General features: G+C 37.2%; 17 protein-coding genes. 14 read left to right on the top strand and 3 right to left on the bottom strand.

All coding sequences use genetic code 11. The annotated features are described in order from the left end of the window. The first annotated feature begins 46 nt into the window (after positions 1–46). The 10 genes from MM236_RS12585 (at position 47) to MM236_RS12540 (ending at position 10,423) form a co-directional block, all read left to right on the top strand. A complete protein-coding gene (locus MM236_RS12585) occupies positions 47–487 on the top strand; it encodes a sterol desaturase family protein (RefSeq protein WP_241275334.1) in 441 nt (146 codons plus the stop codon). Next, a complete protein-coding gene (locus tag MM236_RS12580) occupies positions 484–1,386 on the top strand; it encodes a MerR family transcriptional regulator (RefSeq protein WP_241275333.1) in 903 nt (300 codons plus the stop codon). Before MM236_RS12585 ends, MM236_RS12580 begins: the two co-directional genes overlap by 4 nt. A 213-nt stretch (positions 1,387–1,599) precedes the next feature. Further along, entirely contained in the window at positions 1,600–2,112 is a 513-nt protein-coding gene (locus MM236_RS12575; protein WP_241275332.1) for an RNA polymerase sigma factor, read from the top strand. Between the two features lie 4 nt (positions 2,113–2,116). Continuing rightward, positions 2,117–3,598: a bifunctional phytoene desaturase/3,4-desaturase gene (gene crtID, locus MM236_RS12570; protein WP_241275331.1), complete on the top strand. Its 1,482-nt coding sequence runs from the start codon at positions 2,117–2,119 to the stop codon at positions 3,596–3,598. 21 nt (positions 3,599–3,619) lie between these two features. Further along, positions 3,620–4,462, top strand: a complete 843-nt coding sequence (locus MM236_RS12565) for a phytoene/squalene synthase family protein (protein WP_241275330.1) — start codon at positions 3,620–3,622, stop codon at positions 4,460–4,462. A gap of 2 nt (positions 4,463–4,464) precedes the next feature. Further along, positions 4,465–5,175: a lycopene cyclase domain-containing protein gene (locus MM236_RS12560; protein WP_241275329.1), complete on the top strand. Its 711-nt coding sequence runs from the start codon at positions 4,465–4,467 to the stop codon at positions 5,173–5,175. Between the two features lie 3 nt (positions 5,176–5,178). After that, entirely contained in the window at positions 5,179–6,024 is an 846-nt protein-coding gene (locus tag MM236_RS12555; protein WP_241275328.1) for a 4-hydroxy-3-methylbut-2-enyl diphosphate reductase, read from the top strand. A gap of 31 nt (positions 6,025–6,055) precedes the next feature. Continuing rightward, on the top strand, positions 6,056–6,751 hold the full coding sequence (locus MM236_RS12550; RefSeq protein ID WP_241275327.1) for a fatty acid desaturase: 696 nt from the start codon (positions 6,056–6,058) through the stop codon (positions 6,749–6,751). Positions 6,752–6,838: 87 nt separating this feature from the next. Next, entirely contained in the window at positions 6,839–9,244 is a 2,406-nt protein-coding gene (locus tag MM236_RS12545; RefSeq protein WP_241275326.1) for a TonB-dependent receptor, read from the top strand. A gap of 39 nt (positions 9,245–9,283) precedes the next feature. Further along, positions 9,284–10,423 (top strand): BamA/TamA family outer membrane protein, encoded by a 1,140-nt coding sequence (locus MM236_RS12540; RefSeq protein WP_241275325.1) that lies wholly within the window; start codon positions 9,284–9,286, stop codon positions 10,421–10,423. A gap of 2 nt (positions 10,424–10,425) precedes the next feature. Here MM236_RS12540 and MM236_RS12535 read toward each other — a convergent pair whose 3' ends face one another. Beyond that, entirely contained in the window at positions 10,426–12,117 is a 1,692-nt protein-coding gene (locus MM236_RS12535) for a capsule assembly Wzi family protein (RefSeq protein WP_241275324.1), read from the bottom strand. 6 nt (positions 12,118–12,123) lie between these two features. Next, positions 12,124–12,789, bottom strand: a complete 666-nt coding sequence (locus MM236_RS12530) for a hypothetical protein (protein ID WP_241275323.1) — start codon at positions 12,787–12,789, stop codon at positions 12,124–12,126. 178 nt (positions 12,790–12,967) lie between these two features. Between MM236_RS12530 and wecB the strand changes: the two genes are divergently transcribed. Together wecB and MM236_RS12520 are read left to right on the top strand one after the other, a co-directional pair. Beyond that, on the top strand, positions 12,968–14,062 hold the full coding sequence (gene wecB, locus MM236_RS12525) for a non-hydrolyzing UDP-N-acetylglucosamine 2-epimerase (RefSeq protein WP_241275322.1): 1,095 nt from the start codon (positions 12,968–12,970) through the stop codon (positions 14,060–14,062). Continuing rightward, positions 14,059–14,541, top strand: a complete 483-nt coding sequence (locus MM236_RS12520) for a cupin domain-containing protein (protein ID WP_241275321.1) — start codon at positions 14,059–14,061, stop codon at positions 14,539–14,541. Before wecB ends, MM236_RS12520 begins: the two co-directional genes overlap by 4 nt. On the opposite strand, the gene MM236_RS12515 is transcribed toward MM236_RS12520, so the two are convergent. After that, positions 14,534–14,995 (bottom strand): GlcG/HbpS family heme-binding protein, encoded by a 462-nt coding sequence (locus MM236_RS12515; RefSeq protein WP_241275320.1) that lies wholly within the window; start codon positions 14,993–14,995, stop codon positions 14,534–14,536. The genes MM236_RS12520 and MM236_RS12515 overlap by 8 nt on opposite strands. 151 nt (positions 14,996–15,146) lie before the next feature. On the opposite strand from MM236_RS12515, the gene MM236_RS12510 reads away from it, so the two are divergent. Further along, a complete protein-coding gene (locus MM236_RS12510; RefSeq protein ID WP_241275319.1) occupies positions 15,147–16,313 on the top strand; it encodes a hypothetical protein in 1,167 nt (388 codons plus the stop codon). Between the two features lie 479 nt (positions 16,314–16,792). After that, on the top strand, positions 16,793–18,166 hold the full coding sequence (locus MM236_RS12505) for an exopolysaccharide biosynthesis polyprenyl glycosylphosphotransferase (RefSeq protein WP_241275318.1): 1,374 nt from the start codon (positions 16,793–16,795) through the stop codon (positions 18,164–18,166). Positions 18,167–18,206 lie beyond the last annotated feature (40 nt).

Raw genomic sequence — 18,206 nt, 5'->3', positions numbered from 1 at the left:
TGGGAGGATATAAATAAACAAAATCATCAACCTTCGAGTTACAACTATGATGTACGCAGTCCTTTATATAATCTTAGGTTTTGCCACAATGGAATTTTCCGGCTGGTTCATCCACAAATACATCATGCATGGGCCATTGTGGAATATTCATAAAACACATCACCAAGCATCCAAGTCATTCTTCGAGTTGAATGATTTATTTTCTTTGCTTTTCGGAAGTATAGCTATTGTTTTGATTATAGTTGGTTTGGAGCAATTGGATTACAGATTTTGGATGGGGATTGGGATCAGCCTCTATGGTATTAGTTATTTCTTCCTGCATGACGTATTGATCCACAGAAGGATGAAATGGTTTGAAAAACCAAAAAATGGATTCTTGAGAGGGATCTTCAAAGCGCATCAAGCGCATCATGCCACCAATAAAAAGGATGATGCTGTTTCATTTGGTTTGTTTGTAGTACCCAAAAAATATTTTAAAGCGAAATGAACGTGAGTACTTATTCAATTAAAGATCTGGAGCAACTGTCGGGAATCAAAGCACATACTTTGAGAATTTGGGAGCAGCGTTACAATTTGCTAACACCAAAAAGGACAGATACCAATATAAGATTTTATGATGACCATGATCTGAAATTGATCTTGAATGTAGCGTTGTTGAATGACAATGGCTTTAAAATCAGTAAGATTGCCAAAATGGACATTGCAGAAATCCGGCAGGAAGTGGTGAAGCTGACAGAAAGAACACTCACACACGATGATCAAATACATGCGTTGACCATTTGTATGATCGAGATGGATGAAGAAAGATTCGACAAGGTTCTCTCAACCAACATATTGAAAATTGGATTTGAACAGACCATGTTGAATATTATCTATCCATTTATGTCTAAGATTGGTGTGCTGTGGCAAACTGGAGCTATCAATCCTGCACAAGAGCATTTCATCAGTAACTTGGTCCGTCAGAAACTTATTGTCGCTATTGATGGACAAGTTTATAAAGGTGGAGGGAAAAAGTTTCTGCTATTTCTTCCCGAAGGAGAATTACATGAAATATCTCTCCTTTTTGCAGCGTATCTTATCAAGCTCAAAGGACATAAAGTATTCTATCTCGGACAGAGCACCCCAAAGGCTGATTTGGAGTTAATATGTAAAATGCATCGCCCTGATTATTTGATGACCGTGATTACCACAGCGCCAGGATCGGAGCAGGTAGAAGAATACATCAACGTGTTGGCTGAAACTTACAATGAGGCCGAATTGATCGTGTCGGGATATCAGATATTAGGACAAGACTTTAAGTTTCCCAAAAATGTCAAAGTCATGAACTATATCAGAAACTTGAAAGAGTATCTAGAAGAATTCGATCCTGTATATCAAGAAAAATAATTAACAAAATTAATAAAAAATTAAACAGGCCTTTGGGCCTTTTTTTATTGAAAAAAGCATGTATATACATCGGAAATGATGATTTTGATCTATATATTAAGTTTATGTTATCTCTTGCTATTATTTTGTTTAATAAAAAATAAAAAAAATTAGACAAAACGTTTTGGATTTTGTTTAATCATTTATATATTTGATTCAACAAAAACAAAAACCATGACAACTCTAGAATTCAGTTACTCACTCGACAAGCTCTCTAGCTCTTTGAAGCCATTTGCTTTGAAATTGACAAGAGACATGGATGACGCAAATGACCTTATGCAAGACACAATGGTCAAGGCATTCACCAACAAGGATAAGTTTACGGAAGGAACCAACCTAAAGGCATGGTTGTACACGATCATGAAAAACACTTTTATCACTAATTACCAAAGGATGATGAGAAGGGGGACCTTTGTGGATACTACTGATAATCTACACTATATCAATTCTGGAGATGTTTTGGTTGAGAATGGGGCATATGGTGATTTTACGATGGATGATATTCATGGAGCTATAGAAGGTTTGGATGATGTTTATAAAAGTCCGTTTATGATGCATTACAGAGGATTTAAATATCACGAGATAGCTGAAAAATTAGATATTCCCATTGGAACAGTAAAAAATAGAATACATATTGCACGCAAAATTTTAAAAGACGATCTTCACGTGTACAGACACAAAAATTAATAACATGTCCAATAAAAATGTTGTAGTTATAGGGGCTGGCTTTGCTGGCCTTTCTGCTGCTACACACCTTGCAAATAAAGGTTATCAAGTAACATTGCTTGAAAAAAACAATACCCCCGGTGGTAGAGCTAGAAAGTTCGAAACCGAGGGTTTTGTTTTTGATATGGGGCCAAGCTGGTATTGGATGCCAGATGTGTTTGATACTTATTTTTCCTTTTTTGGAAAAAAAACCTCTGACTATTATGACCTTCAAAGATTGGATCCTTCCTACACAGTAATCTTTGGAGACAATGATTTTGTAGATATTCCTGCAAACCTTGAAGAATTCAGGGCGCTTTTAGAGACTTTGGAGCCTGGCGTAGGTCCAAAGTTGGATGAGTTTCTAAAGCAAGCTGCCTACAAATACAAAGTAGGAATTCAAGATTTGGTCTACAGGCCGAGTAGATCTCTATTGGAATTTGCTAGCCCAAAGCTACTTTTGGATATGCTTAGAATGGATATTTTTCAATCGATGTCAAAGCATGTACGCAAGTTTTTCAAAGAAGACAAAATCATCCGATTGATGGAATTTCCGGTTTTGTTTCTTGGAGAAACTGCCAATAATATTCCCGCACTTTATTCCTTGATGAACTATGCTGATATAGCCTTGGGTACTTGGTATCCAAAAGGTGGAATGCATAAGATCATTGAAGGAATGGTAAGTTTGGCGAAGGAAAAAGGGGTCAAATTCCAATTTGATGCTGAGGTTTCCAAAATTAACATCCAAGATGGTAAGGCGACATCTGTGATTACCAAAGACGGTAAGGAATACAAAGCAGATGTTGTAGTAGCGGGTGCAGATTATAACCACATTGATAGACATGTTCTCGAAGATAAATACAGCAATTATGATGACAAATACTGGGACAAGCGAGTTATGGCACCTGGTAGTTTGTTGTTCTATCTTGGGGTCAACAAAAAGCTGAAGAACCTGAGACATCATAATTTGTTCTTCGACGAGCCACTTGGGCCGCATGCCGATGCAATCTATACCAATCCAAGATGGCCCGAAAGACCATTATTCTATGCATCTGTGCCTTCCATCACTGACCCAACTGTAGCGCCAGAGGGGAGTGAAAACTTGTTTTTGCTCGTCCCACTTGCTCCCGATTTGAATGATACTGCGGAAATGAGAGAAAAGTATTATAACTTGATCATGGATAGACTTGAGCGATTGACGGGGCAAGAGATTAGAAGCCATGTAGTTTATAAGAGGTCTTATGCCCACAATGATTTCAAATCAGATTATCATGCATTCAAAGGCAATGCTTATGGTCTTGCAAATACATTATTGCAAACTGCAATCTTAAAACCATCATTGAAAAACAAAAAAGTCAAAAACCTCTATTATACTGGTCAGCTTACAGTGCCTGGCCCGGGGGTTCCGCCATCATTGATTTCGGGCCATGTAGTGGCTAAAGAAGTGATCAAAGAAAACAATTTGTAAATAAAATTGTATATTAAAAGTATGGATGCTAAAGCCCTCTTTGACCAAACCACTTTTGAGTGTAGTAAGCTGATCACACAGCGCTACAGTACAAGTTTTACTTTGGGTATCAAAACGCTAGATAAAAAATATCACATGCCTATCTACGCCATTTATGGGTTTGTAAGATATGCAGATGAAATAGTCGATACATTTCATGATCATGACAAAAAAGCATTGCTGGAGCTATTCAAGAGAGATACCTTCAAGGCGATCAGCGAAAAAATAAGCCTAAATCCTGTTCTTCATGCATTTCAAATCATTGTAAATCAATACAGGATTGACCTGGATTTGATTGAGGCATTTTTGCACAGTATGGAAATGGATTTGGATTTCAATACCTACAATGACACAAAATACAACGAGTATATCTATGGCTCTGCAGAAGTGGTTGGCTTGATGTGTCTCAAAGTATTTTGCAACGGAGACAATAAAAGTTACGAGAGCTTGAAATCTCCAGCTTGCAAACTTGGCGCTGCGTTTCAAAAGGTAAATTTTCTCAGAGATATCAAAAGTGATTATGAAGAGAGAGGTAGGGTGTATTTCCCAGGAGTTGACTTTATGGATTTTGATAAATCCGCAAAACAATTGATTGAAGAAGACATTCAAAAAGACTTTGACGAAGCGTTGATCGGGATCAACAATTTGCCAAAAGGAGCAAAAATGGGAGTGAAAGTGGCCTACCTTTATTATCAAAAACTATTTGACAAAATTAAATCCTTACCTCCAGAGACCATTACGCAAGAAAGGGTTAGAATCCCTAATTCAAAAAAAATGTCTCTTTTAATAAGTACTTATTTTGTCATGAAATTAGGCTTGGCTTAAACATGGAAAACTACCTATATCTCATTCTGAATATATTTACAATTTCATTTCCTCTTGTAAGGTCTTTTGAAAATAAAGTCCAATATGCCAAAAATTGGTATGCTCTATTTCCAGCGATTTTGGCGACAGGTATATTCTTCATAGTCTGGGATCATTGGTTTACTGTGATCGGAGTATGGGAATTCAATCCAAGGTATCTAATCGGTGTGTATTTCTTCGACTTGCCTTTGGAAGAATGGCTCTTTTTCTTAACAGTCCCTTTTGCTTGTATATTTATTTATGAGGTTCTGAATTACTTTATAAAAAAAGATGTATTTGCACCTATTGTGAAGCCTGTTACCTTTATCCTTGTTTTTTTATTTCTAATTGTTGGTCTGTCGAACTTAGACAAATGGTACACTTCTGTGAATTTTATTGTTGGAGCATTTACGCTAGCGATTCATTATTTCTTTTTTAAAGGGAAATATTTGGGACGTTTTTATTTGACTTATTTGGTATCGTTGATCCCATTTTTGATAGTAAATGGGATATTGACGGGGTCATTTATTGATGAACAAGTTGTGAAATACAATGACTTAGAAAATCTATCTATCAGGATCTTTACTATTCCGATTGAAGATACTGTATATTCGATGACATTGCTTCTGATGAATTTGAGTATCTATGAGAAGATAAAAAGTAAAAAAACAATTTATTCAACTTCAAGTTTATAGCTTATGATGAATCTTCATGTACATATAGATCAGCATTCCGGATTCTGCTTTGGAGTAGTCTATGCCATAGAAATGGCAGAAGAAATATTAGATGAGCAAGGATACTTATACTGTCTTGGAGACATTGTTCACAATGATGAAGAAGTAAATAGGCTTACCAAAAAAGGACTGAAAATCATCAACCACGATGAATTGCAGGATCTGAAAGATGAAAAAGTTTTGATCAGAGCCCATGGAGAGCCACCTTCTACTTATGAACTTTCCATAAAAAATAACCTTACCCTGATCGATGCGAGCTGTCCGGTAGTATTGAAGCTTCAGAATAGGATCAAGAACTCATTTGATAAAAAAGAGACAATTTATATCTATGGTAAGCATGGGCATGCAGAAGTGGTAGGCCTTTTGGGTCAAACAAACAATGAAGCAGTAGTATTTCAGGATATTTCAGAATTGGATCTCCCTAACCTGCCAAAAAACTTGACACTTTATAGCCAAACTACAAAAAGCACAGATAAATTTTATGAGATCAATGCTATCCTGAAGGAAAATGACATCACCGTAAATACCAATGATACGATATGTCGTCAGGTATCAAATCGTGATAAAGAGCTGAGAGCATTTGCGGAGAAGTTCGACAAGATTATTTTTGTAAGTGGAACGAAATCTTCGAATGGGAAGGTATTGTATAATGTTTGTAAGGAAAAAAACCCAAATACACATTTTGTCTCCAACCAAGACCAAGTCAGTCCTTCGTGGTTTTCTCCAAATGATACAGTCGGTATCTGCGGTGCCACTTCCACCCCAATGTGGCTAATGGAGCAAGTCAAAGAAAGATTGAGTAAGTTTTAAGTTGGGAAATTTATTTGTCTAAATTTGCCTCGTGTCCAACTCAATAAGCCATAGCAACTCTATTGATCCTAAAGGAATCCTAATAGGTTCTTCTGTAATCCTTTTGTGGTCTATATCATTGGCTTTTCTATTAAGCTTCCCTTTGAGTTGGTACAGTCCTATTACTTATTTAGGAATTTTGATTCAAACACATCTCTATACAGGGCTTTTCATCACTTCGCACGATGCAATGCATGGGTTGGTATCGAGAAACAAAAAGTTGAACCATGCAATCGGTTGGTTGACGGCGATTTTGTTTTCTTATAATTTTTATTGGAGACTATTTCCAAAACATCACGAACACCACAAATATGTGGCTACCGACAAAGATCCCGATTACCATCATTCTGACAATTTCTTTCTTTGGTATTTTAGTTTTATCAAACAGTACGTTTCGATTTGGCAGATAATTTTAATGGCTGTCACATTCAATGTTCTAAAACTATTTTTACCAACCGAGAACCTGATCGTTTTCTGGATGCTGCCAGCTGTTTTGGCAACATTCCAGCTGTTTTATTTCGGCACTTATAGACCTCACATGGGTGAATCCGAAAATATTCACCATTCCAAGACACAATCAAAAAACCATGTTTGGGCATTTTTGTCCTGTTATTTTTTCGGCTATCATTATGAACATCACGATTCCCCTGGGACTCCATGGTGGAGGCTTTGGAGACTAAAAGATTAAAAAAAACCTAGAAACTTCGCGTTTTTTATCAATTTCCCGAAACCATTTATATCCAAAATAGATTAGATAGACTGTTAATTGTCATTTATGAGAAATCTGTTTACAATAGTTAGCTTTTTGTTTATTTCATACCACAGTTTTGCCCAAGACGGGGTCATTCAGGGAAAAGTGAAAAATCCTGTTAGCAATGAAGCAATTCCCTTTGCCAATATCGTCATCTTGGATTCTGATATAGGGACTGTTTCGGATGAAAATGGTGTATATAAACTTGAAGGAATCAAGCCAGGACTTTATAATATTAAGGCAAGTTTTGTTGGTTTTAGAAGCAAAACGATTTTTGAGGTGCAAGTTTCCCGAGCCAAGCCGGTGCAGTTGGATTTTGAGCTGGAAGAAGAAGCTGCCGATCTGAATGAAGTGGTCGTGAGCTCAGAATTTTCTAGGTCTGAAGAAACACCTCTTTCTGTAAGAAAGCTCAATGCCAATGAAATAGAAAGGTATCCAGGTGGAAACAGAGATATTTCTAGAGTCATTCAATCGCTTCCTGGTGTAGCAAGCACGGCAAGTTTCAGAAATGATATTATCATCCGTGGTGGTGCTCCAAATGAAAATAAATTCTACATAGACGAGATCGAAGTACCTGTAATCAATCACTTTGCTACACAAGGTTCATCAGGTGGGCCAGTTGGTATTCTCAATGTAAATTTGATTCAAAATGTAGAAGTAATCACTGGTGGTTTTCCAGCAAATAGGATGAACTCTCTAAGTTCCTTTTTTGAATTTCAGCTCAAGGAAGGAAGGAGAGATAAAATGGCTACCCAGCTGACAGTAGGAGCCAGTGAATTGACACTTTCCAATGAAGGGCCGTTGGGAGAAAAGACGACCTATTTGGTGTCAGCTAGAAGATCCTATTTACAAGGACTCTTTCGTCTGATTGGTTTGCCTTTTTTGCCTACTTTCAATGATTTTCAGTTTAAGACAAAAACGAAATTCAATGACAAAACAGAATTGACTTTGATCGGTGTAGGAGCAATTGATCAGTTTGCTTTGAATTTTGATGTTCCAAACAATGAAACTTTTGAAGAAAGGGAAGAGAGGTTATACCTGTTGGGAAGTCTTCCAATTTCCTCCCAATGGAATTATGCAACCGGTGCAAAATTGAAGCGATTCAGGGAAAATGGTTTTTGGACATTTATTCTAAGTCGAAATATGCTGAACAATCAGTCCATCAAATATTTCAACAACGATGAAAGTGATCCCCAAAACCTCATTTTTGACTATACTTCCCAAGAAAGTGAAAATAAATTCAGAGCCGAAAACAGTATTTTTGGAAAAGGATATAGTTTGAAATACGGAGTGAATTATGAATTTGCGAGGTATTTGATCAATAATTTTGACCGGAGCACACTATCAAATGAAGGAGGAGTGATTTCGGTGAACAACAAAGCATTTTTCAATAGTTACGGAGCTTTTGTATCGGGAACCAAAACTTCTGTAGATGAGCGACTATTACTTTCTGGAGGAATAAGAATGGATGGAAGTGATTTTGGTGCAACAGCCCAAAATCCTCTTAATCAAATCAGCCCTAGACTTTCTGTTTCCTATCAATTGAAGCCTAATTTCTTCCTGACTGCAAATTCAGGAATCTACTACCAAAAGCCTCCTTATACAGCTTTGGGTTATAGAAACAATGAAGGAGCTTTGGTGAATCAGCTTAATGACATAAAATTTATCAGATCTACCCAATTTATCACAGGAATAGAGCGTGTGTTTCCTGAGAAAAACAGGCGTTTTACCATAGAAGGTTTTTACAAGCATTACAACAATTATCCTTCATCTATCCGAAATGGGATCGCATTGTCCAATTTGGGGGCTGATTTTGGCGTCATCGGAAATGAGCCAGTCAATTCCAATGCAGAAGGAAGGGCTTATGGAGTGGAATTTTTGGCACAGCAGCGGTTATTTAACAATTTCTATGGAATCGCAGCAGTCACACTAGTGAGAAGTGAATTTACCAATCCCAATACGGATGGATTTATCCCGTCCTCATGGGACAATAGATTTATAGTCAGCTTGACTGCCGGTAAGCGTTTTGGCAAAAACTGGGAAATTGGTGGAAGATGGAGATTCTTAGGCGGTGCCCCTTATACTCCTTTTGACCTGCAAAGCTCAGCTTTGATCAACAATTGGGACGCTAGAGGAGTTGGCATCAATGATTTCAACCGTATCAATGATATTCGACTTAAAGCATTTCACCAGCTGGATTTAAGAATTGATAAAAAATATTTCTTCGACAAGTGGAATCTCAATTGGTATTTTGACATTCAGAACGCATACAATTTCAAAGCCCAACAGCCACCCAACCTGATTCCGGTAAGGGATAACTCTGGTGAAATTCAAGTGAATCCAAATGATCCTTCGAGGTACTTATTACGCTTGGCTGAAAATCCAGCCGGAACAGTTCTACCTACTGTCGGTATCATCATCGAGTTCTAAGTGTTGCGAAGCTGAATCGAAAGCGTAACTTTGCTGCCAATGAAAAAAGCATGGGTGATATTGTTTCTATTTTTTTCTTTGAAGGCTTATCCACAAGCTATTTCAGAAGCTGACAGTGTTGGAAAATCGGGTTTGATCGAAAAATTATTCGATTTTGCTGACAATACTGTTGATTTGATTTCAGGGGAAAAATGGTCTTTTATCCCAGCAGTAGTTTATTCTCCAGAGACTAACCTTGGATTGGGAATCAGGGCGATTAGGATATTTAGGCATAAAAATGAGTCCGATGAATTGCTTAGACCTTCTACTTTGCCGATTACTTTCCTGTACACTTTGAACAATCAGACGATTGTAACTACTGAATTGGATCTGTGGATGAATGAAAACGAGGAGTATCTAAATGCAAGGATAGAATTCACCAATTATCCGTTCAAGTTTTATGGAATAGGAAATGACCTTGATGCTTCCAATGAGGAGTTTTACTCTACGAGATATGCATATTTTCATTTGAACTATGAAAAGAAAATAGCAAAAGGGCTTTACTTGGGTCCAAGGTATGAGTTTAGGATAGATGATATTTTTAAAAAAGAGCCAGGTGGTATCCTTGACACAGATCAAGTAGCGGGATCAGATGGTCAGAGGCTCTCAGGTTTGGGATTGGTATTGAACCATGATACAAGAGGCAATATTTTTCAACCTTCAGACGGCTGGTATAACCGACTCACTTGGATGAGTTTTCAGGGTTTTTTGGGTAGTAATTTTACTTTCAATCAATATGCATTAGATCTCAGAAAATACCTCAACCCATACAAGAGTCAGGTCTTGGCATTACAGAGTTATTGGAGTTTTACGACAGGCAATCCACCTTTTCAGCATGTCTCTTTGATAGGTGGGAGTGATCTGATGCGTGGGTACTTCGAGGGAAGATATAGAGATCGCCATGCTGTAGTGCATCAGGCGGAGTACAGAGTGCCGATTTACAGAAATTTTGGGATGGTGTTTTTCGGAAGTGCTGGTCAGGTGGCCAATAGTCCAAACCAATTTACCTTAAGTCGAATGAAATATGGCGGTGGGTTTGGTTTCCGTTACAAGCTAAATCCAGAAGGTCTTAATATTAGGATTGACATTGCATTTGGAGATCAACGCGCCTTTTATTTTGGCTTGAATGAAGTTTTGTGATTTTATTTTAGAATATAAGAAATACCAAACCTTGCCATTACTGTTTTTCGATCATCCCCAGGCACAAAATAGAAATCCGGATCATTTTCAAGATACCACTTATAGTTTAAGGTATTCACATATTGTAAACTTCCACTTAGAAGGACATTTCCAAATCTCCAATCAGCTATTAGACCGGGTACTAAATCTATGTATTTATTTCGCCAATCTTTTGAAGTTTCCATTCTGAAGTAATAAAAGTCGTTGTTGTAGACAATCCGTTCGAATTGAAATCCGATTCTATTATAATTTTTGATCCAACTTACTTCTAGCCAATTAACATTCGCGGCTGGACCATAGCCCATCCCCAACACTTGTCCTTGATGTGTGTAGCCATGCCTTACATGGTCATGAATGTACCAAGTGTCCATGTCTCTAATACTTTCTCTTATGGTTTGGCCAGTTTGGGTCATTTCTGCACTAAGTTGTATGTACTGTTCTTGCTTTTTGAGCGGAAACATATTACTGAATCCAAAAGTAAAACCTCTATTTCTCTCTGGTGTCACCAAGAAATCCTTCAGTCTTCTGCTGTTACCATTTGTGCCATATTCGCCATAAAATTCAAAATGCCCTTCTGGAGTTACCCATCTAAAAAAACCAGAGCTAAATTGTTGCCTTTGATCTCTTTTTGGATATCCCACAGTACTTATGCTTTTTTCCCCATTAAATACAGGCAAGTAATCTTTTAACTCATCCATATCAGCCCGATACATGTGGCTTGTAGATGCATATCCCAAAGAAAGCCCAGGAACCCACTTTGGCTGATAGGTCAATATCAATCCAGAAAGATACCTGCTCCCATCTTCTCTTTTGGGTACAAAAACGTTGTTTTGCTGAAAGATATAATCTTGATGTGGCAATTCGTAGTTTGTGCTGTTTAGATGTCCAGCGATAATTTGGCCTTCAAAATGTCCAACTGCCGTTTTCACTGGTTTTCTTGTATTGATTGTAAAATGGGCAAAACCTGGGGCGTTGTTGCTAAGTATTAAAGATGAACGTTTGGCAGGCCCCCACCAAAGGTTTTCAGTGGAAAGACCAATGGAAAAGTTTCCCGGATTGATGCGAATACTTGATTGGCCAGGGAGAAGTTTCATATAAGTACCTGTGCCAAATCGCTCAGGCATGTCGATTCTATTCAAATACTCGTAGTAATAAAGAATAGTTGACTGATGCTCGATTGGAAAACCCACAAAATCTTTGTTTTGGGCAATAACCAATTCTGGCTGAAACTGAAGGCTAAATATCCCATAGCTGACAAAGACCCCTAGGGATAACATGGATTGCAATCCATTATTTGGAATCATTGCTCCATCATTTTGCCCAAAAGTCAAATCTGAATTGTATTGATTCATCATTGTAAAAGGCATGAGCAAAAAGGTTCCCTGCTTTTTGTCCCCGAATTTCATATTGAACTCCGAGTTATCAAAATCCTGAAAAGTATTGTCTATATCTATTCCTGAATACGTATCAAATGCTTGAGCTGGATAAAGTGGTCTGATCGTGAATGAACTATTCCGATCTACCTCGCCCAAAAGTTGTCTTCTCCTAAGATATTCCTCCATTCCAAGTGTATTGAAGGGAAGGGTTTGCGCTATATTTTCAAATGAAGCAACTGCCAAAAGTAAGAAAATATTGAGTTTTAGTAATTTTTTCATATTCTATTATCTAACAGCAAGAGCACTAACTTCAATTTTGGAGATTGACCAGCTTTCGTCACATAGGGGACTAAATGCGTTGGTCTGCATCAACTCATCACCCATTGTGATTTTCAAGCTATCTTTGAAATGTCTGAAAGTCTTGGTGATTGAGTACTTGGTAGTTTGGTTTGGGACGCCAGCTTGGCTGCATAGTCCAGGGATATTGGTCGCTAAAGCCCCTTCTTTTGGAAAGTTTTGTTTTATAAATTCATCTGGAAAAGATTGTCTCAAACAGTAAGTAGATTCACATACGCTATTGGAAAAAGTAGTCCTGTAGACTTCTTCATCATCTATTTTGAAATACCAATAATCAGGACCAGAAACACCATCATCCAAATTGCCATCCCATGTGTCGTGTGCCAATACATCTATCGTGATTTTTATCGCATTATGTGGAGGAATATCGAAGAGTTTGACCCAGACTTCTTCATTGTGATAAAACCCCATAATCGTATCATTTTCGAAGACAAAGAGTCTAGAGTTGTTGAAATTCCTCAAATCTAACTGGCTAAAGTCATTGGAGTAGATTTGGGTTTCGCCAACCAATTCATCTTCACATGAATATAGCGCCGTCAGAAGAAAAAATCCCAAAAAGTAAATTGGAAGCGTTTTTTTGAAATTGGTTATCATTTCGTCAAAGTTTTTGTCCTTCAAGTGGATTGGATGAAGGTATGGTATTTTAATAATCTACAAATAAACGAAATAAATATGCAAAACGTCTTATTTTCAAGAGAGATTAGATGATTTATGAATTTGTCCTCCTGCCAATTATAATTAATTTAGCCATTCAATATTTATTAATCCTTCTATGATCAAAATTACTTTGGTGGCAGGTGCTAGGCCAAATTTCATGAAAATCGCACCAATCCTACATGCCATTCAAGCTGAAATAAATAAAGGCTCCCAACTATCATTTAGGCTAGTACATACTGGACAGCATTATGATAAAAAGATGTCGGGCGACTTTTTTGATCAATTGAATATACCTGAACCTCACACGAATCTTGCTGCTGGAGGAGGGACACAAGCAGAGCAAACTGCCGCAGTGATGATCGCCTTTGAAAAGGAATTGTTGGCAAATAGGCCAGATTTGGTAATAGTTGTCGGTGATGTGACTTCTACATTGGCTTGTTCGATTACTGCCAAGAAGCTTTGCGTAGATGTGGCTCATGTGGAAGGAGGGATTCGCTCTGGCGATTTGACAATGCCAGAAGAAATCAATCGGATGGTGACAGACAGTATTTCAGACCATTTTTTCACCACATCAGAAATTGCTAATGAAAATCTTCTCCAAGCTGGCTTTGCAAAAGAAAAGATCCATTATGTCGGCAATACCATGATCGACACCTTGTTGACAAATAGGTCAAAATTCCAAAAGCCGAAAGGTGAAATTTTCGATGTTTTGGAAGCGAAGAAATACTTTGTCCTCACCATGCACCGTCCTGCGAATGTAGATCAAGAGGGACAGCTCAAGGCAATGATTGATGCAATTATAGAAGGTACCAATGGGATGCCGATTATTTTCCCTGTTCACCCGAGAACTGCCAAAAGCTTGGAAAAGCTTGGGATTTCCTATTCAAACTTACACCTAGTTGACCCCTTGGCTTATTTGGAATTTAATTATTTGGTGGAAAATGCTTTTGCTGTGATTACAGATTCAGGAGGAATCACCGAGGAAGCAAGCGTGATGAACGTGCCCTGTTTGACTTTGAGAGACAATACCGAGCGTGCTGAGACCATTCATTTGGGAACCAATGAATTGGTAGGAACAAATCCCCAAAACCTGGCGCCATATCTCCAAAAGTTGATGCGTGGTGAATGGAAATCCTACAAAGGAATCCCACTTTGGGATGGAAAGACAGCTGTGAGAATCGTGGATAAGATTATTGATATATACAGATGATACAAAAAAGAATCAAAGAATTGGTTGCTGAATTGGACTTAATACCACATCCAGAAGGAGGATATTATAAAGAGATCTACAGATCTGATTTAGGAATTGGTACATCTTCTGGGGAGCGAAGTATTGTGACTTCAATTTACTTTTTGTTGACCTCTGAGAATGTTTCCAAATTTCATCAAATCAAAAGTGACGAAATGTGGTTTTATCATGAAGGATCACCATTGACAGTACATGTGATAGATGAAAATGGTCAATATGACAAAATCAAAGTTGGTCCAGTAAGTGAAATAAATAAACCCCAGCAGATGGTTCCTGCTGGGGTGATTTTTGGTTCTACTGTGGACGATAAAGATTCTTTTGCACTTGTTTCATGCGTTGTTGCACCTGGTTTTGATTTCGATGATTTTAGACTTTACAACAAACAAGAGCTATTGGAAAAATTTCCTACGCACAAAGAAATTATCAATATTCTTACTTAAACCCAGCTGCCTTCAATGCCGCTTCGGCTATGATACCATCTTGTGCAGAAGTCACTCCAGATATGCCAATGGATCCAATGATGACATCATCTTGGAAGATTGGGAGACCACCTTCTACAGCCGTAATAGGCATGGTAGTCAGGTGAACCGCTCCTTCCTTGATCATGTTTTCGAAGATTTTTGTCGGACGTTTGAATTCAAAGGCTGTTTTGGCTTTGAGTTGGGCGATTTCTATACTTCCTATTTGTGTACCATCCATTCTTCTGAGTAAGATCAGATTTCCTCCTTGATCAAGAATCGAAATGACCACATTCCAGTTTTCAGAAATTGCTTTCTCTTGAGCAGCATCGGCAATTTTTGTGGCTTTTTCCAGATTGAGTATTGGCTGTGTTTGAGCATGGGCTATAGAGCATAGTGTAATACAGATCAAAAATTTAGCGATGAAATTCTTCATAATAAATAAGTTTAGTTTTCTTAGATAGTTTAGTGATTAATATGCTAATATCTGAATTTCAAACGGATGGCCCGAGGATTTCTTGAGAATATCTATCGGGATTTTTTTTCAACTAAATAAACAATTATATTGAAGAAAAATTTTTGCCGATATGAAGCATCTACTTTACTTTCTAGGCGTTGGCCTTTTGATTTTATCCTGTGATTCCAAAAACAAGATTTCTGATCTAGATAAAGAATTCGAATTTGTCAAAGTCGATTCGGTCGTCATCGATATTTTGAAGACAGTTCATATACTGGACTATCACCACGAAAAAGAATTGTATTTGATAATCCCTCAGATGAGTATGGAGGGTAGATTTATCATCATTGACAAAGAAGGAGAAATAGTAGCAGAGAATACCTTAGCCGAGGGACCAGATGCATTTGGTCTAGTTACCGCAAGAGTGGGGTTTGTTGGGGATGAGATTATGGTGGTCACTGATGGAAGCACATTTGTTTATGACTTGAATCTGAAAGTTCAGAGAAGCTTTACTTTTGAGCAAGGGATTAGATTTAGATTGATGAATTTTACAAGGGATAACCTTAGCTCTTTCAAGACCACAGATGGGAGCATTTCTGCTGTGGTAAATATGAATGATGCATTTTTACAAACCTATCCAGTTGATTATTTTGATACCCTAAATATGGTTCATTTGCAGAATGTCAAGACAGGCGAAATTAAAAAGGGAGGGAAAATTGATGAGAGCAGTGCCTTCAAGCAGGGAGTTTTTATTCCATTTTTAGATAACCCTATTTATTTTTCAGACGTGAACTCTACCTACATTTCAAGTATCATGTATGGTGATTCCATTTTGTATCAAATGGATCCCAATGACAATTTTAAGATTGTGAATAAAATTAACTTGGAGAGAATTGCTCCCAATAAATTGATTACAGTTCCATTGGAAGAAGCAACAAGAGCTACTGTGCAAGAACATAGAGGGAATAACAATAGGTTTGGTGGAGCTTTTTTTGAAGCTGTAGGTTTTGGTGATGAGATGTTGATTGGATATAGAACAGGTTCTGATCCAAATACTGTATTTGAAAATCCAAGTGAGGAGCAACGTGAGCTTGAAGCAAATTCACGAAAAAAGTACTACTTCTATATCAAAGATGGAAAGCAACTAGGGAAACCTATAGAATGGACTTTACCTGGCAAAATTTTGCTCAATGTTGGCCAGAATCGATATCTTCAATATGGTGACCAAGCTGAATTGCATGAGTATGAAAAAGACTATCAGTGTTATTATATCTATGAGTTAAGAGAAAAAAACTAAAGATTGTGAGCTACATAGGACTTTGTCATGCCAATAAATTTCTCTTTATAAATTTTGGAATTTGGGAAGAGCGTTTTCACTTCCTTTCCAGAAAGTAACCGGATTTCCTCTATGTACTGTTTGGCATCTCTTGGTTCCCATTTTCTAGTCTGGCTTAGTTTGGTTTTGGTTAGAATGTCAAACAAAAGTTTCAAATACAATAAAACGTCTATTTCTGAACTTATACCCGATAGATTCAGGATTAGCAGAAGTACTCAAAAGGTCTTTAAATTTAAACACGGGCTTTTTGGACTTTTACTTTTAAATTAATAAATACAAGATTAAAAAATTTATTGCTTCAAATGTAACACTGCTTTGTAAAACTTTTTTAATTTTACGATCAAATTTAATTATTCGAAGTTATTATTCGAATAATAGGTAAACAAGAATAATCTATCCACTAGCTGTTTACGTAAATAGTTATAGGATTATAAATTTTTATGAAAAGACGTTTTCACAAATACTTCCCTTGGCTTTTTGTTATTGGGGATCTTTTAGTAATCGCGATTGGGCTTACAGTCACGGTTGCTGTTTTTGTGTATTTTATTGATTTTCCCAAAGTAAACCTAACACTCTATAGCTACTTTCTTCTTTTTTGGTTGCTGATCTCTGTAGGTAGGAAAGATTACAAGATAGGAAGAACGACCGAAGTTGGATATACGCTAAAGCAATTACCCGAATCAATGATTTGGCTTCTGGGGCTGATGTCAATCTTTTGGGTCCCAACCCAAGAACACCCCTTGGGTATCTTTTTCTTAATTGGAGTTGCAATCAATTCACTTTTGTTTTTGGGATTGTATAGGGTTGGAGTTCACTTGGCACTCAAACAATATAGAATCCAAGGAAAGAACTACAGAAATGCAGTGATTTTGGGAAAAAGTGGGACTAGCAATAAATTATCTCAAGTCTTTAGGAAAAGAAGGGATTTCGGGATCAATTTTATTGGTTTTTATGATGATTTGGATGTGAATAGCATAAATACAAGAGGGGCTGTTGATAAGTTTTTTGAAGAAGCAAATGAGCTAGATTTAGATTTGATCTATATCAGTGAAAACTTGGATGTGAGCATCATCAAAAAAGTAATGAATTATGCCGATGACAAGTACATTAAAGTGAAAGTCATTCCTAACGGAAATTTACAACTAGAGAAGAATCTGTCATTCTCTAAATACGAAGAGTTTTTTGTGATTAATATCAATGATATTCCTTTGGATAATATCATGAATAGGGCTTTGAAAAGAGCGTTTGATATCATGTTTTCACTCTTTGTGATAGTTTTTATATTGAGTTGGATGGTTCCTTTAGTTGGTTTTTTGATCAAACTCGAATCAAAGGGGGCAATATTTTTTGTTCAGGAAAGAAATGGAGTAAATAATCAGGTATTCAAGTGTCTAAAATTCAGGTCTATGACTCCAAATGACTATGCAGACACGAAGCAAGCGGTAAGAAATGATCCGAGGGTGACAAAAATTGGGGCATTTTTGAGAAATACTTCATTGGATGAAATGCCACAGTTCTTAAATGTTTTTATCGGGAATATGTCAATAGTTGGGCCTAGGCCACATACTATTCCGATGAATAGGACATTTCAAATGCAGGTAGAAAAGTATAATTCCCGTCATAAAATCAAACCGGGAATTACAGGCTTGGCACAAGTAAAAGGATATCGTGGTGAAATTGAGAACTTAAGGCAAATCAGATCAAGAGTAAGATTAGATTCTTTTTATATCCAAAATTGGTCTATCTGGATGGATTTGAATATTTGTATCAAGACTGTCATAGAACTAGTGTACAATAGAGAAAGTGCATATTAGTTTATACGGATATACGGAACTTTGCCACTAACTAAAAAAA

Origin of the sequence: Belliella calami (assembly GCF_022549695.1) — a bacterium.
Classification (GTDB): Bacteria; Bacteroidota; Bacteroidia; order Cytophagales; family Cyclobacteriaceae; genus Belliella; species Belliella calami.
The sequence above is the reverse complement of the archived record's forward strand: the minus strand, read 5'-3'. Positions and strand labels throughout refer to the sequence as shown.